Origin of the sequence: Rhizobium sp. Root274, assembly GCF_001429245.1 — a bacterium.
GTDB lineage: Bacteria > Pseudomonadota > Alphaproteobacteria > Rhizobiales > Rhizobiaceae > Allorhizobium.
On record NZ_LMJE01000009.1, the window covers coordinates 189,832 to 214,548 of the forward strand.

At 60.6% G+C, this 24,717-nt stretch carries 29 protein-coding genes and 4 tRNA genes; 18 read left to right on the forward strand and 15 right to left on the reverse strand.

Going from position 1 to position 24,717, the window contains the following annotated elements; translation table 11 throughout:
* The 4 genes from ASE36_RS18575 to gloA form a co-directional block, all read right to left on the reverse strand.
* Positions 1 to 75, reverse strand: a tRNA-Glu gene (locus tag ASE36_RS18575).
* Positions 76 to 242: 167 nt separating this feature from the next.
* A tRNA-Glu gene (locus ASE36_RS18580) sits at positions 243 to 317 on the reverse strand.
* 163 nt (positions 318 to 480) lie between these two features.
* The gene (locus tag ASE36_RS18585) at positions 481 to 1,443 is read right to left on the reverse strand and encodes a hypothetical protein (protein WP_062283414.1); all 963 of its coding nucleotides are present in this window, start codon (positions 1,441 to 1,443) and stop codon (positions 481 to 483) included.
* A gap of 108 nt (positions 1,444 to 1,551) precedes the next feature.
* Entirely contained in the window at positions 1,552 to 1,992 is a 441-nt protein-coding gene (gene gloA, locus ASE36_RS18590; RefSeq protein ID WP_062283418.1) for a lactoylglutathione lyase, read from the reverse strand.
* A 184-nt stretch (positions 1,993 to 2,176) separates the two neighbouring features.
* Here gloA and ASE36_RS18595 point away from each other — a divergent pair, with 184 nt between their 5' ends.
* From ASE36_RS18595 to ASE36_RS18625, 7 genes are all read left to right on the forward strand, one after another.
* Entirely contained in the window at positions 2,177 to 2,755 is a 579-nt protein-coding gene (locus ASE36_RS18595) for a cold-shock protein (RefSeq protein WP_062283423.1), read from the forward strand.
* A 4-nt stretch (positions 2,756 to 2,759) separates the two neighbouring features.
* Positions 2,760 to 3,248 carry a DUF192 domain-containing protein gene (locus tag ASE36_RS18600; RefSeq protein ID WP_062283426.1) on the forward strand — a complete coding sequence of 163 codons (489 nt, stop codon included), beginning with the start codon at positions 2,760 to 2,762 and terminating at the stop codon, positions 3,246 to 3,248.
* Positions 3,249 to 3,341: 93 nt separating this feature from the next.
* Positions 3,342 to 3,418: transfer RNA gene (locus ASE36_RS18605), tRNA-Pro, on the forward strand.
* An 86-nt stretch (positions 3,419 to 3,504) separates the two neighbouring features.
* Positions 3,505 to 3,810, forward strand: coding sequence for an ETC complex I subunit (locus ASE36_RS18610; RefSeq protein ID WP_062283429.1), 306 nt, complete (start codon positions 3,505 to 3,507; stop codon positions 3,808 to 3,810).
* Positions 3,811 to 3,834: 24 nt separating this feature from the next.
* Positions 3,835 to 3,911 (forward strand) — tRNA-Arg (locus tag ASE36_RS18615).
* A 166-nt stretch (positions 3,912 to 4,077) separates the two neighbouring features.
* Complete coding sequence (locus ASE36_RS18620) at positions 4,078 to 4,377, forward strand: hypothetical protein (RefSeq protein ID WP_062611355.1); 300 nt, start codon at positions 4,078 to 4,080, stop codon at positions 4,375 to 4,377.
* A gap of 178 nt (positions 4,378 to 4,555) precedes the next feature.
* The gene (locus tag ASE36_RS18625; protein ID WP_062283436.1) at positions 4,556 to 5,281 is read left to right on the forward strand and encodes a thermonuclease family protein; all 726 of its coding nucleotides are present in this window, start codon (positions 4,556 to 4,558) and stop codon (positions 5,279 to 5,281) included.
* 84 nt (positions 5,282 to 5,365) lie between these two features.
* Here ASE36_RS18625 and ASE36_RS18630 read toward each other — a convergent pair whose 3' ends face one another.
* The 4 genes from ASE36_RS18630 to ASE36_RS18645 form a co-directional block, all read right to left on the reverse strand.
* Positions 5,366 to 6,139, reverse strand: coding sequence for an amino acid ABC transporter ATP-binding protein (locus ASE36_RS18630; RefSeq protein ID WP_062283439.1), 774 nt, complete (start codon positions 6,137 to 6,139; stop codon positions 5,366 to 5,368).
* Between the two features lie 16 nt (positions 6,140 to 6,155).
* Positions 6,156 to 7,310, reverse strand: coding sequence for an amino acid ABC transporter permease (locus ASE36_RS18635; RefSeq protein ID WP_062283443.1), 1,155 nt, complete (start codon positions 7,308 to 7,310; stop codon positions 6,156 to 6,158).
* Position 7,311: 1 nt separating this feature from the next.
* The gene (locus tag ASE36_RS18640) at positions 7,312 to 8,505 is read right to left on the reverse strand and encodes an amino acid ABC transporter permease (protein ID WP_062283448.1); all 1,194 of its coding nucleotides are present in this window, start codon (positions 8,503 to 8,505) and stop codon (positions 7,312 to 7,314) included.
* A gap of 115 nt (positions 8,506 to 8,620) precedes the next feature.
* Positions 8,621 to 9,649: an amino acid ABC transporter substrate-binding protein gene (locus ASE36_RS18645; RefSeq protein WP_062283451.1), complete on the reverse strand. Its 1,029-nt coding sequence runs from the start codon at positions 9,647 to 9,649 to the stop codon at positions 8,621 to 8,623.
* Between the two features lie 360 nt (positions 9,650 to 10,009).
* Between ASE36_RS18645 and ASE36_RS18650 the strand changes: the two genes are divergently transcribed.
* Positions 10,010 to 11,200, forward strand: coding sequence for a cystathionine beta-lyase (locus tag ASE36_RS18650; protein WP_062283454.1), 1,191 nt, complete (start codon positions 10,010 to 10,012; stop codon positions 11,198 to 11,200).
* 12 nt (positions 11,201 to 11,212) lie between these two features.
* Here the strand turns inward: ASE36_RS18650 and ASE36_RS18655 are convergent, their stop codons facing one another.
* The gene (locus tag ASE36_RS18655) at positions 11,213 to 12,376 is read right to left on the reverse strand and encodes an FAD-dependent monooxygenase (RefSeq protein ID WP_062283457.1); all 1,164 of its coding nucleotides are present in this window, start codon (positions 12,374 to 12,376) and stop codon (positions 11,213 to 11,215) included.
* Positions 12,377 to 12,401: 25 nt separating this feature from the next.
* Positions 12,402 to 12,647: a zinc-finger domain-containing protein gene (locus ASE36_RS18660; RefSeq protein ID WP_062283461.1), complete on the reverse strand. Its 246-nt coding sequence runs from the start codon at positions 12,645 to 12,647 to the stop codon at positions 12,402 to 12,404.
* A 165-nt stretch (positions 12,648 to 12,812) separates the two neighbouring features.
* On the opposite strand from ASE36_RS18660, the gene ASE36_RS18665 reads away from it, so the two are divergent.
* Positions 12,813 to 13,598, forward strand: coding sequence for an alpha/beta fold hydrolase (locus ASE36_RS18665; RefSeq protein ID WP_062283464.1), 786 nt, complete (start codon positions 12,813 to 12,815; stop codon positions 13,596 to 13,598).
* 4 nt (positions 13,599 to 13,602) lie between these two features.
* Here the strand turns inward: ASE36_RS18665 and ASE36_RS18670 are convergent, their stop codons facing one another.
* Positions 13,603 to 14,406: an enoyl-CoA hydratase-related protein gene (locus ASE36_RS18670; RefSeq protein ID WP_062283891.1), complete on the reverse strand. Its 804-nt coding sequence runs from the start codon at positions 14,404 to 14,406 to the stop codon at positions 13,603 to 13,605.
* 72 nt (positions 14,407 to 14,478) lie between these two features.
* Between ASE36_RS18670 and cysE the strand changes: the two genes are divergently transcribed.
* From cysE to ASE36_RS18710, 8 genes are all read left to right on the forward strand, one after another.
* Positions 14,479 to 15,303 (forward strand): serine O-acetyltransferase, encoded by an 825-nt coding sequence (gene cysE / locus ASE36_RS18675; protein ID WP_062283468.1) that lies wholly within the window; start codon positions 14,479 to 14,481, stop codon positions 15,301 to 15,303.
* A 131-nt stretch (positions 15,304 to 15,434) separates the two neighbouring features.
* On the forward strand, positions 15,435 to 15,638 hold the full coding sequence (locus tag ASE36_RS18680) for a DUF3126 family protein (protein WP_062283471.1): 204 nt from the start codon (positions 15,435 to 15,437) through the stop codon (positions 15,636 to 15,638).
* A gap of 204 nt (positions 15,639 to 15,842) precedes the next feature.
* Positions 15,843 to 16,190: a phasin family protein gene (locus ASE36_RS18685; protein WP_062283474.1), complete on the forward strand. Its 348-nt coding sequence runs from the start codon at positions 15,843 to 15,845 to the stop codon at positions 16,188 to 16,190.
* A gap of 242 nt (positions 16,191 to 16,432) precedes the next feature.
* A complete protein-coding gene (gene clpS, locus ASE36_RS18690) occupies positions 16,433 to 16,780 on the forward strand; it encodes an ATP-dependent Clp protease adapter ClpS (RefSeq protein ID WP_062283478.1) in 348 nt (115 codons plus the stop codon).
* A gap of 9 nt (positions 16,781 to 16,789) precedes the next feature.
* On the forward strand, positions 16,790 to 19,270 hold the full coding sequence (gene clpA, locus ASE36_RS18695) for an ATP-dependent Clp protease ATP-binding subunit ClpA (RefSeq protein ID WP_062283482.1): 2,481 nt from the start codon (positions 16,790 to 16,792) through the stop codon (positions 19,268 to 19,270).
* A gap of 80 nt (positions 19,271 to 19,350) precedes the next feature.
* Positions 19,351 to 20,130, forward strand: a complete 780-nt coding sequence (locus tag ASE36_RS18700) for an AzlC family ABC transporter permease (protein WP_062283485.1) — start codon at positions 19,351 to 19,353, stop codon at positions 20,128 to 20,130.
* Complete coding sequence (locus tag ASE36_RS18705; protein WP_062283489.1) at positions 20,127 to 20,459, forward strand: AzlD domain-containing protein; 333 nt, start codon at positions 20,127 to 20,129, stop codon at positions 20,457 to 20,459. Before ASE36_RS18700 ends, ASE36_RS18705 begins: the two co-directional genes overlap by 4 nt.
* Positions 20,460 to 20,550: 91 nt before the next feature.
* A complete protein-coding gene (locus tag ASE36_RS18710) occupies positions 20,551 to 20,739 on the forward strand; it encodes a hypothetical protein (RefSeq protein WP_062283492.1) in 189 nt (62 codons plus the stop codon).
* 37 nt (positions 20,740 to 20,776) lie between these two features.
* On the opposite strand, the gene ASE36_RS18715 is transcribed toward ASE36_RS18710, so the two are convergent.
* The 4 genes from ASE36_RS18715 to ASE36_RS18730 form a co-directional block, all read right to left on the reverse strand.
* On the reverse strand, positions 20,777 to 21,196 hold the full coding sequence (locus ASE36_RS18715) for an HIT family protein (RefSeq protein WP_062283496.1): 420 nt from the start codon (positions 21,194 to 21,196) through the stop codon (positions 20,777 to 20,779).
* A gap of 70 nt (positions 21,197 to 21,266) precedes the next feature.
* The gene (locus ASE36_RS18720) at positions 21,267 to 22,466 is read right to left on the reverse strand and encodes a GNAT family N-acetyltransferase (RefSeq protein ID WP_062283500.1); all 1,200 of its coding nucleotides are present in this window, start codon (positions 22,464 to 22,466) and stop codon (positions 21,267 to 21,269) included.
* A gap of 23 nt (positions 22,467 to 22,489) precedes the next feature.
* A complete protein-coding gene (locus ASE36_RS18725; RefSeq protein ID WP_062283503.1) occupies positions 22,490 to 23,221 on the reverse strand; it encodes a glycerophosphodiester phosphodiesterase in 732 nt (243 codons plus the stop codon).
* The gene (locus ASE36_RS18730) at positions 23,218 to 23,688 is read right to left on the reverse strand and encodes a RidA family protein (RefSeq protein WP_062283507.1); all 471 of its coding nucleotides are present in this window, start codon (positions 23,686 to 23,688) and stop codon (positions 23,218 to 23,220) included. The genes ASE36_RS18725 and ASE36_RS18730 overlap by 4 nt, the downstream gene beginning before the upstream one ends.
* Before the next feature lie 116 nt (positions 23,689 to 23,804).
* On the opposite strand from ASE36_RS18730, the gene ASE36_RS18735 reads away from it, so the two are divergent.
* Complete coding sequence (locus tag ASE36_RS18735) at positions 23,805 to 24,632, forward strand: cell envelope integrity EipB family protein (protein WP_062283511.1); 828 nt, start codon at positions 23,805 to 23,807, stop codon at positions 24,630 to 24,632.
* Positions 24,633 to 24,717 lie beyond the last annotated feature (85 nt).

Below are 24,717 nucleotides of genomic sequence, written 5' to 3' on the forward strand. Positions count from 1 at the left end.
TGGCACGCCCTAGGGGAGTCGAACCCCTCTTCCCAGAATGAAAATCTGGTGTCCTAACCGATAGACGAAGGGCGCGTGCGCTTCGGTGGCGCCCTTATAGTCAGGGGGATTTTGCTCCGCAAGCGGAAATTTGCAATCGAGCGAGACAAATTTTGAAACGCCGGTCGCAAATGATAGAGGCGGATCCGAAGCAGCAATTGTGCCGGTTTACAACGACTTAGCGATGTTGTGGGAGATCGAAGTGGCACGCCCTAGGGGAGTCGAACCCCTCTTCCCAGAATGAAAATCTGGTGTCCTAACCGATAGACGAAGGGCGCCTGCGCTTCGTGGCGCTCTTATAGTCAGACAGGGGAAAGACCGCAAGCCGGGCAACGCGGTTTTTTGCAGAAAAGTGACAGTCTACCAGAGTCGCCAAGCCGTTTTATAGATGCTTTTCTAAATCAGACACTTAGCGGACCCGTCCGCAATTAGTACAGCGCATCAGGGAACCTGCGTCTTTGCCTTGGAGCCGCCTTTCAGCAGCTCGGAAAGCGATGGCAACCACTTCTTCTTCTTCGCCGTCGACAAATCCGTGGCCTCCGGCGCGGTGGCTGCAACCGTTTCACCGTCCGCCGGCGACTCGGGCACGGCGCCCATGGCCGCCAGTTGCGCCGGCGTCAGTTGAACGCGGTTTGGTACAGCCGCCGCACCTGCTTGAACCGGCGGAAGTACCCCTGTCGGTTCCCTGAGCGCGAGCATCTTACGCTTCGGGCGGGGGTCGGAAAGCTTGTGCAGGACCGGTGGTCCGTTATCCGGTTCTGCGGCCGGAACGGCTGCCGAAGCGGCCAGTGGTTCCGGAGCCACCAAGGCTTGCTGCTGCTCGGCGGACGGGCTGAACAGGCTCTTGCTCATCGCATTGACACCGAGCGTCGGCATGTTTCCAGGAACGAGGCTCGTCACTGGCTCCGCCGCGCTCGCAACCGTTTGCGGCTGTGGCTGACTGACCTGAGGTACTGTCTGGACGGAGACATCACTTGCCGGCTGAGACCGACCGGCAGAAAAGACGCTGTTCTTGCCAGACTGGACGGTGGTCGGCTCCAGCGCGCCGAGATCCTGCGACGGGGCCTTTTGGCCGGAAGCTGCCTGTTGCTGCAGGGCCAGGACTTCCGGCGGCGGTTCGGCAATATCTGTATAGGCAGCGGCGAGCGGGACCGGCTTGCGCTTGAGGTGGGCAGGGCCCTCGGTAAGCGGAAGCGCCTTGTCTGCCGCAGCGATGCGCTGGGCGCCAGTCGTGACCTGGGGATCGACGTAACCCGGTGTGCCCGAAGGCGCCGTTTCCGCCGTTTCCATAGCGCCGGTCGCGAGAATGTCCCCGGCATTGGTCTGGCAGGAACCGAGCATCAGCCCGCTGAGAATCGCGAGTGTTCGAAGGCCCGTGCTGCTACGAATGAAGGTGTCTGTCATGATCGGCTCCGTTGTCCGTCTCACAAGGGAGGACAGGGAAAGCGCCGCACGGTGGCGACGCTTTCGTTTCGGAGCCCGTTCTAGAGCTGCAAACTTGCGCGAGGCGGTTTACCAGGCGCCGGTGTTCGGCATGGAGACCCACGGTTCCGCCGGCGCGAGATCCGCGCCCTTCTGCAGAATCTCGATCGAGATCCCATCCGGCGAGCGCACAAACGCCATGTGGCCGTCGCGCGGCGGGCGGTTGATGGTAACACCATTGTCCATCAGCTTCTGGCAGATGGCATAGATGTCGTTGACCTCGTAGGCGAGGTGGCCGAAATTCCGCCCACCAGTATAGTCTTCCGTATCCCAGTTATAGGTCAGCTCCAGACAGGGTGACATCGTCTCCTTGGCCTGGTCGTAATCGCCATCGGCGACGAGGAAGACCAGAGTGAAGCGGCCCTTCTCATTTTCGTAGCGACGGATTTCCTTCAGTCCGAACAGCTCGCAATAAAAGTGCAGCGAAGCGTCGAGGTCCTTCACCCGGACCATGGTGTGTAGATAACGCATAGATTTACCCTCCTGTGAGGCCATGGATATGGAACAAGCACCAGTCTCGGGCAAGGCTGATCCTGCAAAGCAGTTGGGTATAGACGAAACTAGGGCTTGCGCAGATCCGTTGACGAAATGTTAATCTGACTCTCAAGAATCAGTTGACTGAGCAATGTGACGCGTTTTCGAGGGGCTTGGGGAAATGGCGGACAGGATTTCATCGAAGGGGCTCGATGGTTTCGAGGAACTGTCCGGCGAAGCCGTCGATTTGATTGAAATCACCGGCGTCGTCAAATGGTTCGATGTGGCGAAGGGCTTCGGCTTTATCGTTCCGGATAATGGCATGCAGGATGTTCTTTTGCATGTGACCTGCTTGCGGCGCGACGGCTATCAGACCATTCTCGAAGGCACGCGCATCGTCGCGCTGATCCAGAAGCGTGATCGCGGCTACCAGGCCTTCCGTATCCTATCCATGGACCAGTCCACCGCCATTCATCCCTCGCAGATGCCGCCCATGCGCACCCATGTCCAGGTGACGCCGACCAGCGGTCTCGAGCGGGCCCTGGTCAAATGGTTCAACCGCACCAAGGGCTTCGGCTTCCTGACCCGCGGCGAGGGGACGGAGGATATCTTCGTCCATATGGAGACCTTGCGCCGCTTCGGCCTGACCGAGCTGCGCCCCGGGCAGACGGTCCTCGTCCGCTTCGGACCGGGCGACAAGGGCCTCATGGCCGCCGAAATCCACCCGGACAATCCGGGTCCTGCGGCACGAGCACACTGAGCCGATGCGCCGTTTTTTCCAGACCATGACAAGCGCCTTCGTGGCGCTTTTCGTCTTTTTCGCCCTTGTTCTGCCGACGCAGGCCGAGATCGCTTTCGAAAAGGGAAGCCTTACCCTTGTGACAAAGGCGGGCAAGCGTGTCGACTTCCAAGTCGAATGGGCGCTCACCGCCGAACAGCGCGCCCGGGGGCTGATGGAACGCGAATCGCTTGCCGATGACGCCGGTATGCTCTTCGACTTTGGAGAGACGCGGATGGTGACCATGTGGATGGCCAATACCCCGCTCTCTCTTGATATGGTCTTCATTGATGAAGCGGGGCTTGTCGTGCGTGTGGCCGAGAAGACGACGCCGTTTTCCGAGGCGATCGTCGGCTCCGGCAAGCCGGTTCGCTACGCGCTGGAGATCCGTGGCGGTCGGGCTGCAGAAGTCGGCCTGACCTCGGGTGCGCGTCTTGTGCTGCCGCTCGCGCTGCCAGCCGCCAAGGCGCCATGACTCCGAATTTCTTAACGAAATCGGTCCGGGTAAAGCGCGTTTTTGAGGTTGCGGCTGAGGGGTGAACCGTGTATTCCGGCATCATTGCTGGAACGGAGTGTAGCGCAGCCTGGTAGCGCATCTGGTTTGGGACCAGAGGGTCGGGAGTTCGAATCTCTCCACTCCGACCAGCAATGAAATTCCCGCCTTCCCTTGGCGGTTGCGTTCCCGGCGGTGGGTTGGCTCGCCGTCTACGTTCTGGAGATGGATAGAGACCATGTCTGCGAAGATCTACCGCCCCGCAAAGACCGCCATGCAGTCAGGCAAGGCCAAGACCCATCTCTGGGTTCTGGAGTTCGACCAGTCGGCGCCGCGAAAGATCGATCCGATGATGGGCTACACGACTTCGGGCGATACACGCCAGCAGGTCAAGCTGACCTTCGAAAGCTTGGAGCAGGCGGAAGCCTATGCGAATCGCGAAGGCATCGAATACCGCGTGATTCTGCCCAAGGAAGCCAAGCGCCAGACCGTGTCCTATACGGACAATTTCCGTTTCAACCGTCTGCAGCCCTGGACCCATTGAGGTCTAAGTCGCTGCTTTTTGCACGGTCCCTTAGCTCAGCTGGATAGAGCAAGTGCCTTCTAAGCACTAGGTCGTAGGTTCGAGCCCTACAGGGATCGCCATGCTCTCGTTTGTCCATTTTTTGTCATCAATTAATCCCTGGCTGGTCCAAGGCCTTCCTGCAGGCGTGCGCATCTGGGTTCGAGGATTTCCGTAATGGAACAGGAACCCTAAGCGCGTTCCGAGGTTAAGTCCCTGTCAACGCATCGAACACAGGGAGTGAGAACGATGATGAAGATCCTGGCGACTGTAGCAGTCCTGTCCTTGAGCATGACGGGGGTATCGCTGGCCCAAGACACGAACGGCGGCACCGGCAACAACGGCGGCGCAGGCACCGACTCGTCCGATAGCGGCCCAACGAGCGGTGATGTAGCCGCACCGGGCGGCTCGCCCGGCGATGACGGCAGCGCTGGCACGGCAAGCGGTTCCGGCAATGGTGCGAGCTCGGGCGGTGAAGCGCAGTGCCCGGCCGGCCAGAAGCCTGCTGACAACTATACCACTGCTGATCCGAAGTGCGTCGCAGAGTAATCAGTTCAGGACGTAGCTGAAAACGTGACCATCAGGCCGGGGGATGACCCCGGCCTTTTTGTCGTTCATTTGCCGACAAAAAATTCTGTGGCGAGCGGCGGGACCCGCTGCATTTCTTCTTTGTGCCAACCTTTCGGAAACCCTTCGACGTCATGATGGCGCTTACGAGAGGTTAACCATGTCCAGTCGCACAGCCAGTTCCCGCCGCGCCCCATCGAAGCGCCGCAAGTCCAACCGTTCAGCGTCCGCCGGGCAGGGCATGACGCAATGGATCTTTATTCTGGCCCTCGTGGCCGGCGGCATCGCTCTTTACGACAATCGGCAGGCCGTGGTGAGACAGGTGGCGCCTTTGCTGGCCGACGACCGGCCAGCGGCAGGGCGGGCGGAACGTAAACCTCACGCGACGACGCAAAGCGCCGCAGTGCAAACTCTGGTGGGTGTCGCCAAAGCGCCGGTTCCCCCGGCGGCTGTGGGTGCTGCAAAGACGCCGGTCCCGGACGTGAAAACTGTTGCTCTGGCGGCGACCAATTCTGCGCTTACGGGGGAAGACTTCAAGGGTCGCTTCTATTTCTGCGGAACCTCCGGCCTCGACAACTGCGTCGTCGATGGCGACACGTTCTGGTTTGCCAAGACACGGATCACCCTTGCTGACATCACGGCACCCGCAACCGACAAGGCGGCCTGCCAGCAGGAACGCGACCGTGGCTTTGCCGCCAAAGTGCGTTTGCGTGAACTGTTGAACCGCGGAAAGTTCGACATCGAGGTCTTGAAGGGGCAGCCGCTTTCGGCCGGCGCATCCGCGATGCGGGTGGTCACCCGCGAAGGCCGTTCGCTTGGTTCAATCCTTGTCTCGGAGGGATTGGCAAAACCACGTCTCGCCCCGAATCAGTCCTGGTGTGGTTGAGGCCAAACCAGGCGCCACTGCAACAGAAAGGCCCGCTGCGCAGCACGCAGCGGGCCTTTCTGTCTTAAACTGTCGTGGCTGATATCAGTGCAGGATCTGGCTGAGGAAGAGCTTGGTGCGCTCGTGCTGCGGATTGTCGAAGAATTCAGCGGGCGAATTCTGTTCGACGATCTGGCCCTGGTCCATGAAGATGACGCGGTTGGCAACCTGGCGGGCAAAGCCCATTTCATGGGTGACGCAGAGCATGGTCATGCCTTCTTCGGCAAGGCCAACCATGGTGTCGAGCACCTCCTTGACCATTTCCGGGTCGAGTGCCGAAGTCGGCTCGTCGAAGAGCATGATCTTCGGCTTCATGCAGAGTGCGCGCGCAATTGCCACACGCTGCTGCTGTCCGCCGGAGAGCTGGCCCGGATATTTGTTCGCCTGTTCCGGGATCTTGACGCGCTTCAAGAAGTGCATCGCCACTTCCTCGGCTTCCTTCTTCGGCATCTTGCGCACCCAGATTGGCGCCAGCGTGCAGTTTTCGAGGATCGTCAGATGCGGGAAAAGGTTGAAGTGCTGGAAAACCATGCCGACTTCGCGGCGCACTTCGTCGATCTTCTTCAGGTCGTTGGTTAGTTCCATGCCATCAACCAGGATATTGCCCGACTGGTGCTCCTCCAGGCGGTTGATGCAGCGGATCATCGTCGACTTGCCCGAACCCGACGGGCCGGCGATGACGATGCGCTCGCCCTTCATCACTTTGAGATTGATGTCGCGCAGCACGTGAAAATCGCCGTACCACTTGTTCATGTTGATCAGTTCGACGGCGACATCGGTATCTGAGACGGCCATCTTTGCGGCGGTGGCTTCAGCCATGTTTATTCCCCTTGTCCTAGTGCTTGTGGCCGGTGTCGAGATGTCGTTCCATGAAAGCAGAATAACGCGACATACCGAAGCAGAAAATCCAGAATACGAAACCAGCGAAGATCAGGCCGGTCAATGGTGTCACGGGCGTGATCCAGCGGGCATCGCCGAAGCTGGCTTTCACGATGCCGAGAAGGTCATACATATTGATGATCGACACCAGCGACGTGTCCTTGAACATGCCGATGAAGGTGTTGACGATGCCCGGGATCACGAGCTTGATCGCCTGCGGCATGATGATGAAGACCATCTTCTGCCCGTAGTTCAGGCCGAGCGAGTCGGCACCTTCGTACTGGCCCTTCGGAATGGCCTGCAGGCCACCACGAATAACCTCCGCCATATAGGCAGACGCAAAGATCGAGACACCGACCAGCGCGCGCAGGAACTTGTCGATATTGTCGCCCGGCGGCAGGAAGAGCGGCAGAAGCACGCTCGCCATGAACAGAACCGTGATCAGCGGCACGCCGCGCACGAGTTCGATGAAGCCGATGCAGGCCGCCTTCATAATCGGCATCTGGGACCGACGGCCCAGTGCCAGCATGATGCCGAATGGCAGCGACACGACAATGCCCACGAAGGACAGGATCAGGGTCACCATCAACCCGCCCCAGAGCGAGGTTTCGACATGGCTGAGACCGAAGGAGCCGCCGAGCAGGATGATGTAGGCAAGGATCGGCAGGACCACGAGCAGAAGGATCGCGTTTGTGCCCTTGAGGGGGACCTTCGGAATCAGCATCGGAACGAGAAAGCCGACGAACAGCAGGGCGATGAGGATCGGCCGCCACAGCTGGTCGCGCGGATAGGAGCCGACCATGAACTGGGTGAACCAGTCGCCGACATAGGCCCAGCAGGCTCCACTCCAGCCGTCCGGCTGGGTGCCCCCCTGAACAAGGGTGGCGCAGGCGGCCCGCCCGTCGCCGGACCAGACTGCTGAAATAAACAGCCAGTCGAAGACGGACAGGACAAACCACAGAATGATCGCGCCGAAGACGACCGTCATCAGGCCGTCGAGCGGGGTCGCAAACAGGTTCTTGCGGATCCAGCCGATCGCGCTCTTGTCAGAGCTCGGTGCCGGCAGCGCCGGCAGAAACTCGCGACGGAGATAGGAAATGTCTTTGCTCATCTCAGCGCTCCACCAAGGCCATTTTGGCGTTGAACCAGTTCATGAACAGCGAGGTCGCAAGACTGATCGACACATAGATCAGCATCCAGATCGCGATGATCTCGATCGAGTGCCCCGACTGGTTGAGGATCGTGCCGCCGACGGCGACCAGATCCGCATAGCCGATGGCGACCGCCAGCGACGAGTTCTTCGTCAGGTTCAGATATTGCGAGGTGAGTGGCGGGATGATGATCCGAAGCGCCTGCGGCAGGATCACCAGACGCGTAGTGAGGCCGGAGCGGAAACCGAGGGCCCCTGCTGCCTCGGACTGCCCCTTCGACACACCACTAATACCCGCACGCACGATTTCGGCGATGAAGGCGGCAGTGTAGAAGGAGAGCGCCATGTAGAGCGACAGGAATTCCGGTCCGATGACGGTGCCGCCGCGCATGTTGAATTTGCCAAGCTCGGGGATGTCGAAGGTGACCGGCGCGCCGATCGCGAGGAAAGCAAGAATTGGCAAGCCGAGGGTCAGCGCAAGATTGATCAGCAGAACGGGCGGGCGGATGCCGGTCGCAAGCTGACGCTGGGTCGCCCAGCGGCTGTAGAAGACGGCGCCGATGATCCCGACGACGAAAGCCGCGAGCACGAAGATCATGCCTTCGCCGAACACCGGTGCCGGCATGTAGATGCCGCGGTTGCTGACGAAAACGGACAGCGGCAGCGACAGCGACTGCTTCACATCCGGTAGCAGCGATAGCACGCCTTTGTACCAGAAGAAGATGACGAGCAGCGGCGGGATATTGCGGAAAACCTCGACATAGACGGTCGAGATGCGCGCGATCAGCCAGTTGTTGGAGAGGCGTCCGATACCGACAAGCAGACCGATGATGGTGGCGGTGATGATTCCGGTGAAGGCGACGATCAGCGTGTTCACCAGGCCCAGCATCAAGGCGCGCATATAGGTGGAATCGCTGGAGTATTCGATCGGCGTCTGGGCGATGTCGAAGCCAGCGCGGCTGCTCAGGAAGTCGAAGCCGGCAGTCATGTTCGCACGGGCGAGGTTTGCTGCGGCATTGGTGCCGGCATACCAGAACAGCCAGATCACGAAGACGACGGTCAGCGCCTGATAGACGAACTGACGCACGGCGGGATTATAAAGCAACGAGGTCCCGGAGCGCGCGGCTCCGCCCCGGTCTGCAGCGTCAACTGCCATATACCTATCCCCTGTACCAAAGCCCTATTTTTGTTATTGGGCCGGCGTTTTTTATGAAGTCTTCTATGGTCTTGGACAGGAAGGCGCCGTGGCGCCTTCCTGCATGGTCATGGGATCAACGGATCGGCGGAGCGTACTGCAGGCCGCCCTTGGACCACAGAGCGTTCAGGCCGCGTTCGATCTTGAGCGGGCTGCCCTGACCGACGTTGCGCTCGAAGGATTCGCCGTAGTTACCGACCTGCTTGACGATGTTGTAGGCCCACTTTTCATCGAGACCGAGGTCCTTGCCGATGGTCTGGTCCTTTTCCTCACCGAGGAAGCGCTTGATGTCGGGGTTCTCAGACTTGGTCATCTCGTCCAGGTTCGCCTGGGTGATGCCGAAGTCTTCAGCCGTGATCATGGCGTAGTGGGCGTAGGAAACCACGTCGAACCACTTCGAATCGTTCTGGCGAACGGCCGGTCCAAGCGGCTCCTTCGAAATGATTTCCGGCAGGATCACGTGATCGGCCGGGTTGGCGAGCGACAGGCGGATCGAATACAGGCCCGACTGGTCGGTGGTGTAGACGTCGCAACGGCCGGACTGGTAGGCAGCGTCAACTTCTTCCTGCTTTTCGAAGACGACCGGCTTGTATTCCATGCCGTTGGCCTTGAAGTAGTCGGCGAGGTTGAGTTCGGTCGTGGTGCCGGACTGGACACAGACGGCAGCGCCGGACAGCTCCAGAGCCGACTTGACGTTCAGAGCCTTGGTGACCATGAAGCCCTGGCCGTCGTAGTAGTTGACGGCGCGGAAGTCGAAGCCGAGCTGCGAGTCACGGCTGGCGCTCCAGGTGGTGTTACGGGCCAGAACGTCGATTTCGCCAGACTGCAGGGCCGGGAAGCGGTCCTTGGCAGACAGCGGGGTGTACTTCACCTTGGTGGCATCGCCGAAGACGGCGGCTGCAACAGCGCGGCAAAGGTCGACGTCGAGGCCGGTCCAGTTGCCCGAGGAATCCTGGGCGCCAAAGCCGGCGAGGTTCGAGCCGTTGACGCCGCACTGGACGAAGCCCTTGGCCTTGACGTCATCGAGCGTACCAGCCTGCGCTGCCACTGCGCCAAAGCCGACGGCAGCGACGCCAATCGCTGCAGACAGAAGTGTCTTTTTCATTTTTCCCAACCTTATTCTCTTGTTTTTGCCATCGACGGCATCCGGCCAAGTTTCGCCCGGCGGCGCTCATCGGCTTGCGGGCCTCCCGGAGCAAGCGAGGCTATCACAGTCGGAAATGGTTGCAGGGTCAAGTCTTTAAGCCATAATTTGCCGCAAACTGTCGTATTTTGACATCTTCGCCCACGAAATGGGCAAAAAACCTGTTTAAGTGCGGGTTTGTGCTGAATTTCACGCCCAACCCCTTGGTTTCCCCTGCGCTGAGTGCATGGCAAAGTGTGGTCGTCACGATCTCTGACCCGACTTGACCTGCCGATTGGGGAGCGGCAAGAACGACGGATCAAGCATCAGGGATCATCCGTTATGAGCAAGAGCAGAGAATGGCTGGCGACGGCCGGAACCAACACGAAATTGTGCCATGGCGGCTATGATCCGACCGACTACCACGGTTTCGTCAATCCACCGGTCGTGCACGCCTCCACGGTGCTCTTCCCCAATGCGCGTGCCATGGAAACGCGCACCCAGCGTTACACCTACGGTACCCGCGGCACGCCGACCACAGATGCACTTTGTGCTGCGATCGACGAACTGGAAGGATCGGCGGGAACGATCCTCGTGCCCTCGGGCCTCGCGGCCATCAGCATTCCATTCCTCGCCTTTCTATCTGCCGGAGACCACGCTCTGATCGTCGATTCGGTCTATTCGCCCTGCCGCCACTTCTGCGACACGATGCTCACCCGTTTGGGCGTCGAGGTGGAATACTACGATCCCGAAATCGGCGCCGGAATCGAAAGTCTGATGCGACCCAATACCCGGCTTGTGCACACGGAAGCACCGGGCTCGAATACCTTTGAAATGCAGGATATCAGGGCAATCACGGAGGTCGTTCACAGCCACGACTGCGTGGTGACGATGGACAATACCTGGGCCACTCCGCTCTATTTCAAGCCGCTCGACTTCGGCGTCGACGTGTCGATCCATGCCGCGACGAAATATCCATCGGGTCATTCCGACATTCTGATGGGGACTGTTTCCGCCAACGCCAAGCACTGGCCGAAGCTCCTTGAGGCACATGGCGCCATGGGCATTTGCGGCGCGCCTGATGATGCCTATCAGATCCTGCGTGGCCTTCGGACCATGAACCTGCGCCTCGAGCATCATTTCCGCTCGGCGATTAAGGTTGCAGAGTGGCTGGAGGGACAGACCGCTGTGGCCCGCGTTCTGCATCCGGCATTGCCGAGCTTCCCCGGCCACGAGATCTGGAAGCGCGACTTCAAGGGCGCCTCCGGCGTCTTCTCCTTCGTGCTGGCGGCGGATTCCCCGGAGAAGATCAAGCCGAAGGCCCATGCCTTCCTTGATGAGCTGCAGCTCTTCGGCCTGGGCTGGTCCTGGGGCGGCTATGAGAGCCTGGCTGTCCTCGTCCACCTGGACGATCGCAAGATCCGCAAGGGTCATAAGGACGGCGCCGTGATCCGCCTGCAGATCGGGCTGGAGGATATCGAGGATATCATCGCCGACCTGCAACGCGGCTTCGCGGCGTCGGCGGCAGTCTAACGAACAGAACGCTCAGTCGCCGATCTTATGGCCATAGAGCCAGTCGAGATCGGCGGCGAGACTTTCCGGTGAGCGCAACGACAGCACGATGTCGCGACCGATGCGAAAGGGACCGCGGGCGTGATAGGCGAAGCGGTTGAAATCGCCGCGCGCCTTGACCCGGGCAGCGCGCGCCTTGCGCTCCGTCTCGAAGCGGGCAAGGGCTGCGGGCAGGGCGCCTTTCGAAACATGATGAGCCAGGCTGAAAGCGTCTTCGATGGCCATCGCAGCCCCTTGCGCCGAAAACGGCATCATCGCGTGGGCCGCGTCACCGATCAGCACCGTGTCTGATCCGTTCTGCCAGAGCCCCTCGGAGGCCTGGTAGAGCGGCCAGAAGGTCGGGTTGTCGGCGCCTGCAAGGACTGTGCGGATGTCGCGGTGCCAGCCGGAAAACTGGTCGAGCAGCATGGCACGCCGCGCCGCATCGGCCTGCAGCGCCCAGCTTTCGTCGCTTCTGGTGCCGGCGGCAATCGCCACAAGGTTGAAGCCATCAATCTCATTCAGCGGATAGCTGACCAGGTGGGCGCGTGGGCCGAGATGTGCGGTGACGCCGCTGCGCGACAGAAAGCCGGGTGCTGCCGCCGATGATATGGTGAAGCGCCAGGCGATATTTCCCGAGAAGCTGACCGTTGGGCTGCCCGGAACAGCATCTCGCGCCACGGACCAGGCGCCATCCGCGCCGACCACCAGATCCGGTCGCCGACCTGTCACATGCGCTAACGCCTCCGCGCCGACGCCGTCGATGCGTCGTCCGAGATGAAGCTTGCACAGAGGCTGGTTGAGGACGGCCCGCAGCAGCGCCTGCTGCAGGGTCGAGCGGTGCAGGACGCCGTAGGGGGCTCCCCAGCGGTCTCGGGCAAACTTGCCGGCGGGCAAGTCGGCGAGGCTTCTGAGGTCGCGACCCGACGCAAGCCGGATCGTCCGCGGCTCCAGCCAATGTTTCTCGATGTCTGAGAGAACGCCCAAGGCAGAGAGCACGCGGGTGGCGTTTGGTGAAAGCTGCAGGCCTGCGCCCACCTCACCCAGTTGCGGGGCCTGCTCGATGATGTCGCTTGAGATGCCCTTGGCGGCGAGCGAGAGCGCAGTCGTCAGGCCCGCCACCCCGGCTCCGACGATGGTGGCGTGCGTGATGGACATGAAATGATGCCGATCGTGACGCCGCTTACGCCGCCTTCACGTGAAAGACGCAGCCCGGCGGGTTGGTCTGCTCGGCCTTGAGCGCCGGATTGTAGCGGAAGAGGGTCGAGCAGTACGAGCAGACCTTCTCGTTGTCATGTCCCATGTCGATGAAGATATGTGGGTGGTCGAAGGGAGAGGAGGCGCCCGTGCACATGAATTCCTTCACGCCGATCTCGATCACCTGGTGACCGCCGTCGTTCTGGAAGTGGGGAATGCTGTGACCGGCCATGGGAAACTCCGCGAAATGCTCGTGATTTTGCGCGCGACCATAACGTCCTCCTCAACAAATGTGTAGTGCCAATGCGGCGCCGCACCCACAGAAAATGCCCCTGCGGCAATTGATGTCAGCGGCACAATCACTAAGGATGCCGGCCCGGCCAAACAGGATCTTTGCATGAATCTCGATGCTCCCGCTTTTTCCCGTTTCCACAACGACGGCCTCGAACTGGCCTATTTCGACGACGGTGATCCCGCCGGCGAGCCGGTGCTGCTGATCCACGGATTCGCCTCGTCCGCCAGCGTCAACTGGGTCTATCCGGGTTGGCTGCGGACCTTGGGAGATGCCGGCTATCGCGTCATCGCGATCGACAATCGCGGCCATGGAGCAAGCGACAAGCCGCATGATCCAGAAGCCTATCATCCTTCTTCGATGGCGGGTGATGCGGCGGCACTTCTGAGCCATCTCGGCCTGCCGGATGCCCATGTGATAGGCTATTCCATGGGGGCTCGCATCTCTGCGTTCCTGGCGGTCGAACATCCCGACCGTGTCCGATCCCTGGTCTTCGGTGGTCTGGGTATCGGCATGTGCGACGGGGTCGGCGACTGGGATCCCATCGCGGATGCCTTGCTCGCGCCGTCGCTCGACGACGTGAGCCACGAGAGGGGCCGCATGTTCCGCGCCTTTGCCGATCAGACCAAGTCCGATCGGCTGGCGCTCGCTGCCTGCATCCGCACCTCGCGCGACCTGGTCCGGCCAGAAGATATCGCCAAAGTCGATCTGCCGACCCTGATCGGCGTGGGCACCAAAGACGACATTGCCGGTTCTCCGGCAGAACTCGCCGCTCTGATGCCGAATGCCCGTGCACTCGATATACCGAACCGTGATCACATGCTGGCGGTGGGCGACCGGGTGTTCAAGAAGGCCGTGCTGGAATTCTACGCAGAACTCGCTGGCCGCTGATCCGTCACTTGCCGGTAAAGACCGGGCGACGTCGCTCGGCGAAGGCCGCCCGGCCTTCTGCGTAGTCGGCGCTGTCGAATGTCTGCGCGCCGAGGATCTCAGCCTCGCGCAGCATGTCCTCGTCGGAGAGTTCGACGGCTCTGAGCGCTAGCTTCGACGCTCTGAGCGATAGGGGAGCGTTCTGTGAAATGGCCTCGGCCAGCGTCAGTGTCTGTGCGTCGAGCGCGTCTGTCGACGTGATCTCGCTGAGAAAGCCGCAGGTATGCAGTTCCTTGGCTGTCAGGCTCGCCCCGGTGAAGAGGGCGCGTCGCGCCATCTGACTGCCGAGGCCCCGAACGAAATCCTGCACGGCATCGGCGGGATAGGCGAGACCGAGGCGTGCCGCAGGAACCGCGAACACGGCATCTTCGGTGGCGATCCTCAAGTCTGCGGCTGCCGCAAGCCCGAAGCCACCGCCGTAGCAGATGCCGCTGATGGCTGCAATCACGGGCACGGGAGCTTCCCGGATCGCGGCGAAGGCGCGGCTGTTGGACGCCTCGTAGACTCGGGCCGTCGCAGCATCTTTTCGTAATTCGGTAAATTCCGAAATGTCTGCGCCGGCGCTGAAATCCTTCGCGCCCGCTCCACGAAGCAGGATGACCCGCACCTGGGCCTCCACATGCAGCCAATGCACCGCCTCGGGAATGGCCCGCCACATGGCGGCGGTGATTGCATTTTTACGCGTCGGGTTGACGATCTGCAGCAACCCGACACCGGCCGCACTCGTCACCTCGATCTGACCGTTTGCGAATGCTCTGGATTGTTTCATGCGTGTGCCCATTTGAGTTCAATGCGGGTTGGGCTATATAATAGCCTGCAAGTATGAACGAGGAGACCGGCAATGGTCGCACATAATGACGTTCTCAAGAGCGAGATTGTCACGTCGATGGACCCGATCTGGGACAGCCTGCGGCAGGAAGCCCGCCTGGCTGCGGATCGTGATCCGATGCTGGCCGCCTTCTTTCACGCCACCGTGCTCAGCCATCGCTCCCTCGAAGACTGCGTGATCTATCGCATCTGCGAAAGGCTCGACCATTCCGATCTGCCGGCGATCGTGCTGCGTCAGGCGTTCGAGGCGATGATGGCAGATTGGCCGGAATGGACCACCATTCTGCGGGTCGACATCCAGGCCGTTTACGATCGCGATCCGGCCTGCACCCGGTTCATGGAGCCGGTTCTCTATTTCAAGGGCTTCCACGCGATCCAGACGCATCGTCTGGCGCACTGGCTGTGGAACAATGGCCGCCGCGACTTTGCTCTCTACCTGCAAAGCCGTTCGTCCAGCATCTTCCAGACCGATATCAATCCAGCCGCGCGCATCGGCAAGGGCATCTTCCTTGACCACGCGACCGGCCTTGTCGTGGGTGAAACGGCGCGGATCGGAGACAATGTCTCGATCCTCCATGGCGTGACGCTCGGTGGCACCGGTAAGGAGGGGGCGGACCGCCATCCGAAGATCGGCGACGGCGTGTTGATCGGGGCAGGCGCCAAGGTTCTCGGCAACATCGAGGTCGGCAGTTGCTCGCGCATCGCGGCCGGTTCTGTCGTGCTGAAGCCAGTGCCCCGCTGCACAACGGTTGCAGGGGTGCCGGCGCGCGTCGTCGGCGAAGCTGGCTGCGCCGAGCCTGCCCGATCGATGGACCAGATGATCGTTTCGGAAGATTGATCGGACAGCCTTGATTCCCCCGTTTGCCTGCGCGCCGTCTGCTTGGGCAAACCTTCCTTTGCGTCTTTACATCGGCGGAAAAGCCGTGTCAGAAGCGGCGCAATTCATAAAACATCCGATGGAGACGCAGTGTGAAGCCTGATGAGATCAAGAAACTGGACGCTTATTTCAAGCGGACCTTGAACCCGACGATGACCGTCAAGGCACGTCCGCGCAAGGATGACTCTGCCGAAGTGTATGTCGGTGAGGAGTTTCTCGGCGTGGTCTTCAAGGATGAGGAAGACGGCGAACTTTCCTACAATTTCTCGATGGCCATCCTCGACGTCGATCTGTGAGTTTCCGTTGAAACTTGCGATTGAGGGCGCCGGCGTGCCTTCTCGGATTGGCAGTAACTTAGGGTCGCCCGTTTGAAGGCGGCCCTTTGTTTTATCATGGCATGCAACTAAAGGACGTTGTGCGGCGCACAAATTCACTTGACCGTCATGCTGCAAGTGCTATCTTCATTATCACTGATATGAAGCGAAGAGGAGTACGCTGACATGTTCAATATCGACGACGCCAGCAAGAAGAGCAAAGAAGCCATGGACGCCATGATGAAGAACTATTCGGAAATCACGAAGGGGTTCCAGTCGATCGCGGCCGAGGCGACCGACTATTCGAAGAAGTCCTTCCAGGACATGACCTCTTACGTCGAGGCGCTCACAGCGGTGAAGAGTCCGGAAGCAGCCTTCGAGCTGCAGACTACGTTCTTCAAGTCCTCGTATGAAAGCTTCGTCGCCGAAGCCACGAAGCTCGGGGAGATGTATGCCGAACTCGCAAAGACCCTCTACAAGCCTTACGAGGCTCCGTTCAGCCGCAGCCTGACGCCAGTCCCGGCTGCTGCCTGATCCAAGCTTGCGTGTACCATGCGAGACCGGCCGCGCCCCGCGCGGCCGGTCTTGTCATTTTTGGTTGCTGGTATAACCTATTGGTTCGAATTTCCTTGGTTTTCCGCCCCGTGGGACAAATCGTCGTCGCGGTCGTTCGGGGGGCTTAAAATCACCGAATTATGAACTACCTTACTGTGCTGAGTGTTCGTCCGTACCGATGCGTAACGGCTAACCGGCCGGACAACGGAGAATGAACTGAAATGATCGCTAAGCCGGTCTTCATGCAGAGCCAGCGTGACGGGGACAATGCCAACAAGGGCACGTCGGTCATCACGCGCACCAAGCCGAAGACGAAGAAGCCAGATCTGTATCGTGTCCTGCTTCTGAACGACGACTACACCCCGATGGAATTCGTGATCCATATCCTGGAGCGCTTTTTTCAAAAGGACAGGGAAGCTGCCACCCGCATCATGCTGCATGTTCATAATCATGGCGTGGGGGAATGCGGTGTCTTCACCTACGAAGTCGCTGAAACCAAAGTCTCACAGGTGATGGATTTCGCCCGGCAGCATGAACATCCGCTTCAATGCGTCATGGAAAAGAAGTGAGGATCAGACGTGCCAACATTTTCCCCCAGCCTCGAAAAAGCGCTGCACCAGGCCCTGACCTACGCCAATGAGCGCCACCACGAATATGCGACGCTCGAACACCTTCTGCTGGCTCTGATCGATGATGCCGATGCAGCGGCCGTGATGGGTGCCTGCAATGTCAATCTCGACACTCTGCGCAAGACGGTTCTGGAATTCGTCGACAACGATCTGGCCAACCTGATCACGGGGTATGACGAGGATTCCAAGCCGACATCGAGCTTCCAGCGCGTCATCCAGCGGGCCGTCATCCACGTCCAGTCCTCGGGTCGTGAAGAAGTGACCGGTGCGAACGTGCTCGTCGCCATCTTCGCCGAGCGTGAAAGCAATGCGGCCTTCTTCCTGCAGGAACAGGAGATGACCCGTTACGACGCGGTCAATTACATCTCGCACGGCATCGGCAAGCGTCCCGGCGCTTCGCAGGTTCGCCCCGCCCGTGGTGCCGAGGATGGTGAGCCTGAGGCGAAGCCGTCCGGACGTGAGCCGGAGGAGGGCTCTGCCAAGGGCAAGCAGGAGGCTCTGAAGGCCTATTGCGTCAACCTCAATGAAAAGGCGAAAACCGGTCGCATTGACCCGCTGATCGGCCGTCACGACGAAGTGAACCGCACGATCCAGGTCCTGTGCCGCCGTTCCAAGAATAATCCGCTCTATGTGGGTGATCCCGGCGTCGGCAAGACGGCGATCGCCGAAGGTCTCGCCAAGCGCATCGTTGAAGGCAAGGTGCCGGAAGCGCTGGCCGATGCCACGATCTTCTCGCTTGACATGGGTACACTCCTCGCCGGCACCCGCTATCGCGGTGACTTCGAAGAGCGTTTGAAGCAGGTCGTCAAAGAACTGGAAGATTACCCGGGTGCCGTCCTCTTCATCGACGAGATCCACACGGTGATCGGCGCCGGTGCCACCTCCGGCGGTGCGATGGACGCGTCGAACCTGCTGAAGCCGGCTCTGTCTTCGGGCGCGATCCGCTGCATCGGCTCGACCACCTACAAGGAATATCGCCAGTTCTTCGAGAAGGACCGGGCCCTCGTTCGCCGCTTTCAGAAGATCGACGTCAACGAGCCGTCGATCGATGATGCGATCGAAATCATGAAGGGCCTGAAGCCCTATTTCGAGGACTATCACAAGCTTCGTTACACCAACGAAGCGATCAAGTCGGCGGTCGAGCTCTCGGCACGCTACATTTCGGACCGCAAGCTGCCGGACAAGGCCATCGACGTCATCGATGAGACGGGTGCAGCCCAGATGCTGCTGCCGGCCTCGCGGCGCCGCAAGCTGATTACCGAACGAGAAATCGAAGCCACCATCGCAACGATGGCCCGCATCCCGCCCAAGACCGTGTCCAAGGACGACGAGATGGTTCTCGCCAACCTGGAGAAGGAACTGCGCTCCGTGGTCTACGGCCAGGACAAGGCGATCGAGGCGCTTTCGACGTCGATCAAGCTCGCCCGTGCGGGCCTGCGCGAACCGAACAAGCCGATCGGCTCTTACGTCTTCTCTGGCCCGACCGGCGTCGGCAAGACCGAAGTGGCAAAGCAGCTGGCCTCGTCGCTCGGAGTCGAGCTTCTGCGCTTCGACATGTCGGAATACATGGAGCGGCACACGGTATCGCGCCTGCTCGGTGCACCTCCGGGGTATGTCGGCTTCGACCAGGGCGGTCTCCTGACCGATGGCGTCGATCAGCACCCGCATTGCGTCGTGCTGCTCGACGAAATCGAAAAGGCACATCCGGATATCTACAACATCCTGTTGCAGGTCATGGACCACGGCTCGCTGACCGACCACAATGGCAAGAAGATTGACTTCCGCAATGTCATCCTGATCATGACGACCAATGCGGGCGCATCGGAGATGGCGAAGTCGGCGATTGGCTTCGGCTCGTCCAAGCGCACTGGTGAAGACGAGGAGGCGCTCAACCGCTTGTTCACGCCTGAATTCCGCAACCGTCTGGACGCGACGATCCCGTTTGCGCCTCTGCCCACAGAGGTCATCCACCAGGTCGTGCAGAAGTTCGTCATGCAGCTGGAAGCTCAGCTGTCCGAGCGCAATGTCACCTTCGACCTCTCGAAACCCGCTATCGCTTGGCTTGCGACAAAGGGTTACGACGAAAAGATGGGCGCGAGGCCGCTGTCCCGCGTCATCCAGGAGCACATCAAGAAGCCGCTCGCCAACGAGATTCTCTTCGGCAAGCTGAAGAAGGGTGGCGTGGTCAAGGTCGGCGTCAAGAAGGACGAGACCGGAGACGAGGTGCTCGATCTTGAATGCCTCGCCGAAGCGGCGCCCGTGAAGCCGAAGCCGGAAGTCGAAGTGGCGACGGCCAAGCTTTCCAAGGCAAAGCGCAAGCCCACGCCGAAAGCCGCGGCGGTTGAAGACGATGGCGATGTAGCCGTGATCGATGCCGCGCCGGCACCCGCCAAGCGGAGCGCCGTGCCGAAGGTGCCGAAGAAGAAGTAGAGCGCATCGGCTTTTACCACCGATAAGACCGTGCCGGGCCTTGTGCCCGGCACATCTGTGTTTGAACCCGAGTGTTCCTTATGCCTGCAGCCGAACGTGACGTGTCCCAAAGCCGCTGGTTCCTTGCCGGGATGCGCGGCCTGTTCAGCCTGCCCGCGCTCATCCTGATGATCTCCTTCGTCGGCTTTGCGGCCTTCGCTTTGCAGTCTGGCGTTTCCCGGGGTGAAGCGATGTTCATGACGGCGACAGTCTGGGCACTGCCCGCCAAGATGATCTTGATCGGCACCATGACCAGCGGCGCAAATCTTTTAGCGATTTTTCTGGCCGTTACCCTCTCGTCCATCCGGCTCATGCCGATGGTGGCCTCGCTCGTGCCGGAAATGCGCACCAGCCGCACGCCGACCTGGTTGCTGCTGTTCCTCTCCCACTTCGTCGCGATCACCGCCTGGGTTTTCGCCATGGGCAGCTTCAAGAACGTACCGCTTGAAGGCCGTGTGGGCTATTTCGCCGGTTTTGGCATCACCCTCGTGGCGATCAACACAGCGCTCGTTGGCATCTGTTACGGCTTGGTCGCCAGCTTTCCGCCCGTTGTTGCCGGTCTCCTATTCTTCCTAACGCCCTCCTATTTCATCGCCTCGATCTGGGCGACGGGCCGACAATCGGTGGTCAAGGTCGCGTTCGTTGTCGGCGCCATTGCCGGCCCCTTATTGGCAGTTGTGATGCCCGGTTTCGATATCCTGGTGGCGGGTCTCGGCGGCGGCACGCTCGCCTATCTCTTCGACCGTTTCGTCATCCGAGCCGGCAAGACGCAGGACTCTCCAAAGCCGGAGCCGGCCGTTTCGATCGAAGAGGTGGTGTGATGGCGGAGTACTGGCCTTATCTGGTCGTTCTCGTCGCCGGTTGGTTGGCGACGGACCTTTGGCGCTGGCTCGGCGTGCTGGCCGGCAACAGATTGCAGGAGGGGTCGGAAATCCTCAACTGGGTGAGGGCGGTGGCCACCGCCCTTGTGATGGCCGTGACGACGAAACTCGTCGTCTTCCCGACCGGTGTGCTGGAGGCATCGCCGCTCTGGTTGAGGCTCATGGCCACCGCCCTCGGCTTTGCCGCCTTCCTGCTCTCAGGGCAAAGGGCGATTGTCGGCGTCATCGTCCCCCTTGCAATCCTTGGTGCCGGTCTGCTCTGGCTCTAGGATCGATCGCGATCACAGGAGAGTGTAGGGACTGGAAATGCCGCTTTCGTTTCCCCAGATCGAGGCCGTTGATTGATCAAGGGAAAGTGGAATGGCCCGAGTCCTGCGTTTCCGCCGGTTGAAGCATGGCGCCCCGCCGAGGTTCAAGGTGCTGCCTGAGGATGTTGCGCGAAGCCGTGGCGGAGGCTGGTTCGGCGCGGCGCCCGGCATGCTCGGAGTGATCGCGCTGATCGCGACCAGTATCGGTGTCCTGGCACTTCTCGGTCGTATTCTCGGCTGATCCTGTGATGAAGGTCAGCCGAGAGGGGCCGGGTCTCTCAGAGCGCGGCCCTGATCTTCTCGGCATTGGCCTTCAGCACGTCGATGTTCTCCATGCCGCCCGTATGGGGCTTGAGCGGCAGCCCGTCATGACGCGGGATGACGTGGAAATGCAGGTGGTAGACGGTCTGGCCGGCCGCTGCCTCGTTGAACTGGGCGACATAGACACCATCCGCGTCAAAGGCCTCCTTGGCGGCATTGGCCAGCTTCTGCACGACGGGCAGGAGCTTTGCGAGGACGGCGGGATTGGCATCGAGCAGATTGCGCGAACCCTGTTTCGGGATCACCAGCAAATGGCCCGGCGCCTGCGGCATGACATCCATGAAGGCCAGCGTGTCCTCATCCTCGTACAGCGTCACCGACGGAATGTCGCCAGCCAGGATCTTGGCGAAAATGTTGTTGGGATCATACGCGGTCATTCATCTCTCCTCATATCATAGTACCAGTTAGCGGCAGTCCGTCCTGTCCATCAAGTCGGCAGTTCAGCCGTCAACCGTCGAATTCCTCGCCCTCGCGCGGCGGACGCTCGCCTTTCCGGAAGGGTGTGTGCTCGCCAAGATAGTCGCTCATCTGCGCGACCTCCCGCCGCTCGTGCTCGAGATAGTCGGCAACGGCCCGGCGAAGTCCCGGATGGGCGATATAGTGGGCGGAATGCGTGGTGACGGGCTCGTAACCCCGCGCCAGCTTGTGCTCCCCCTGGGCGCCGGCCTCGACCCGGGCAAGACCCTTCGACAGCGCGAAATCGATCGCCTGGTGGTAGCAGACCTCGAAGTGCAGGAAGGGATGGTCCTCAATACAGCCCCAGTGACGACCATAGAGCGCGTCGGCACCGATGAAGTTGATCGCGCCCGCGACATAGCGACCGTTGCGCTTGGCCATGACAAGAAGCACGTCATCGGCCATCCGTTCGCCAATCAGCGAATAGAATTGGCGGGTAAGGTAAGGCCGCCCCCATTTGCGGCTGCCGGTGTCGATATAGAAGCGGAAGAACTGATCCCAGATCTCTTCGGTCAGATCGCGGCCAGTCAGCCAGTCAATGCTGATGCCATGCTCCAGGGCCGCCCGCCGCTCCTTGCGCAGGTTCTTGCGTTTGGATGAGGAGAGTTCGGCCAGGAACGCCTCGTGGTTGGCATAGCCCCGATTGATGAAATGGAACTGCTGGTCGGTGCGATGCAGGAAATTGGCTTCCGTTAGGGAAGCTAGCTCCCCTTGCGGAAGAAACGTCACATGCGCCGATGAGGCGCCAATCTTGCGCGTGACCTGGGACAGCGCCTCGGCAAGAAGGCCGGAGACCCGCTCCACATCCTCTCCATGCTTGACCAGCAGTCTTGGCCCCGTAGCCGGGGTGAACGGCACCGAGGCCTGCAGCTTCGGATAATAGCGCCCGCCCGCCCGCTGATAGGCGTCGGCCCAACCGTGGTCGAAGACATATTCGCCCTGGCTGTGGTTCTTGAGATAACAAGGGACCGCCCCGATCAGGCGGCCGTCTTCCTCCAGCAGCAGGTGATGGCCCATCCAGCCGGTCTCGGCCACAGCCGAGCCGGACTCGTCCATCGCCGAAAGAAAGTCATGGGAGACGAAGGGGTTGTAACCGGCACCGGCCCGCGATGTGCCGGCTAGCGTAGCCCAATCGGCCGGATCGATCTCCTGGAAGGAGCCGGCAATGCGGACAGTCACCTCGTCTGCCATGGATCTCCCTGTGCGTGTCAGTCTCAGGCCAAAGCCGGCGCTACGCGCGGGTCAAAACCTTCGAACGTCATCTGGTCTGCATAGGTATAGGTGCGCTCCCGCATGATTTCATCCCTGACCGTCCAGGTAATCACGGGTGTGCCTTTTTCACGCAGGGCAGTGACGAAGGGGTTCGGCAAATGGGCGGCGCAATAGGAGGTGAAGTCCAGTCCGAGCGCCATGGCCTCGGCATGCGCTTCCAGCACTTCGGGCTTCACGCCTTCGGCCGTCAGCCCGACCGGGTAGGGGCAGTCGACGTGCTTCAGGGCGCGCAGCAGGTGATAGTCGAAGCTCATCAGAGCGACCTTGCCTTCATAGCCTTCCAGCACTTCCAGCACGCTTTCGACGAAGCCATCGTCCTGTTCCGCATCGATGCCCTTAAGCTCGATGACCAGCGGCACCTGGCCTTTGACGAGGTCGAGCATCTGGCGGAGCGAGGGGATCTTGTCCTTAGTGCCGCCGATCGACAGCATCTTCAACTCGCCGGCCGTGCGCTCCCGAACTTCGCCCGCAAGACCGCAGAGCCTCTGCAGGTCGTGGTCGTGAAAGACCATGGGCACGCTGTCGGAGGAGAGCTGGATATCGCATTCGATGGCAAAACCGGCCTCGATCGCCCGCGAGAATGCCGACAGGGTGTTTTCCCAAACCGTCTTGTTCATGTCGTGATAGCCGCGATGGGCGACCGGCACGTCCTTGATCCAGTCGACACCGCTCACAGGGCAATCTCCAGGATCGCATCGATCTCGACCGCAGCATTGAGCGGAAGGGCGGCCATGCCGACGGCGGCACGGGCATGTTTGCCGGCTTCGCCCAGAACATTGGCGATCAGGTTCGATGCGCCATTGATCACGAGGTGCTGCTCCGTAAAGCCGGGCGCGGAGGCAACGAAGCCGTTCAGTTTGATCACCCGGGTGATGCGCGAAAGATCGCCACCAAGCGCGCTTTTGGCCTGTGCCAGGATGTTGATCGCGCAGAGTTCAGCGGCACGCTGTGCGTCGGCGAGCGCCACGTCAGACCCCACAAGTCCAAGGACCGCCACTTTTCCGCCTTCAATCGGCAACTGGCCGGAGAGATAAAGCAGGTTTCCGCTGATCACGAAGGGGACGTAATTGGCAGCAGGGGCGGCGGCTTCGGGAAGGGTGATTCCCAGCGCTGCAAGGCGGCTGTCGATGGTATCGGACATGGCGAAATCCCGGATTGTTGAAAAGAGGTGAGAAACGACTGGCGACGAAAAGCATGTCTCGCTTTTGCCGGATGTGTTCTTATAACATCGACGACGAGTCCAACAGGAGGTTGTCGATGTTTCCTTTGCGTATGGCGTTCGCCGCCACATTGACCCTCGCCGCCGGCACGGCTGCCGGGCAGGCTGCGGCTGCCACGATCGGCCTTGTGCCGCATCGCGCCGTCTACGACATATTTCTGAAGGAAGCCTCCGACCGCTCCGGTATCGAGGGCGTGCGCGGTCGCATGGTCTATGAGTTCTCAGGCTCGTCCTGCAAGGGCTTCAACACCCAGTTCCGCTTTGTCACCCGCATTGATGTCGGCGACGGTGTGCGCGTCACCGACCAGCGCTCGAACACTTTCGAGGACGTGAGCGCTGGAAAGTTTCGCTTCGACAACAAGTCCTTCACCGACGACCAGCTCGACAAGGACGTGAGCGGAGCTGCAGCCGAGGCCGGCGACAAGGTGACGATCGAACTCACCGGTCCCAATCAGCGGGAACTGGAACTGGCGAACAGCCGCTTTCCGGCAGAACACATGCTGGAAGTGATCGCGAGAGCTCGCAAGGGCGAGCGCGTCTTCGAATCGCGCATTTTCGACGGCTCCGAGGATGGCGACCAGACATTTCTGACCACGACCATTGTTGGTGCCCCGCAGAAATCCGTCGATACCGATCCCGAAGCGAAAGCCGTGGCCCCCTTCGGCTCGAGCGATTACTGGCCCGTGTCCATCGCCTATTTCGACGAGAAGAAGAAGGGTGATCAGTTGCCGATCTATAGCCAGTCCTTCAAACTCTACGAAAATGGCGTCACCCGTGATCTGACGCTCGACTACGGTGACTTCGTCCTGGCGGGCAAGCTGACCAAGCTGGAAGTGCTCGGGCCCCCGAACGGCGACTGCAAGTGAGGAATTCCGGCCTTCTTGCCTGAACTCTCGGGCAAAGGCTTGATTTTGTGCCGCGACCCCTGTATGGGCCGCATCATTCCACACG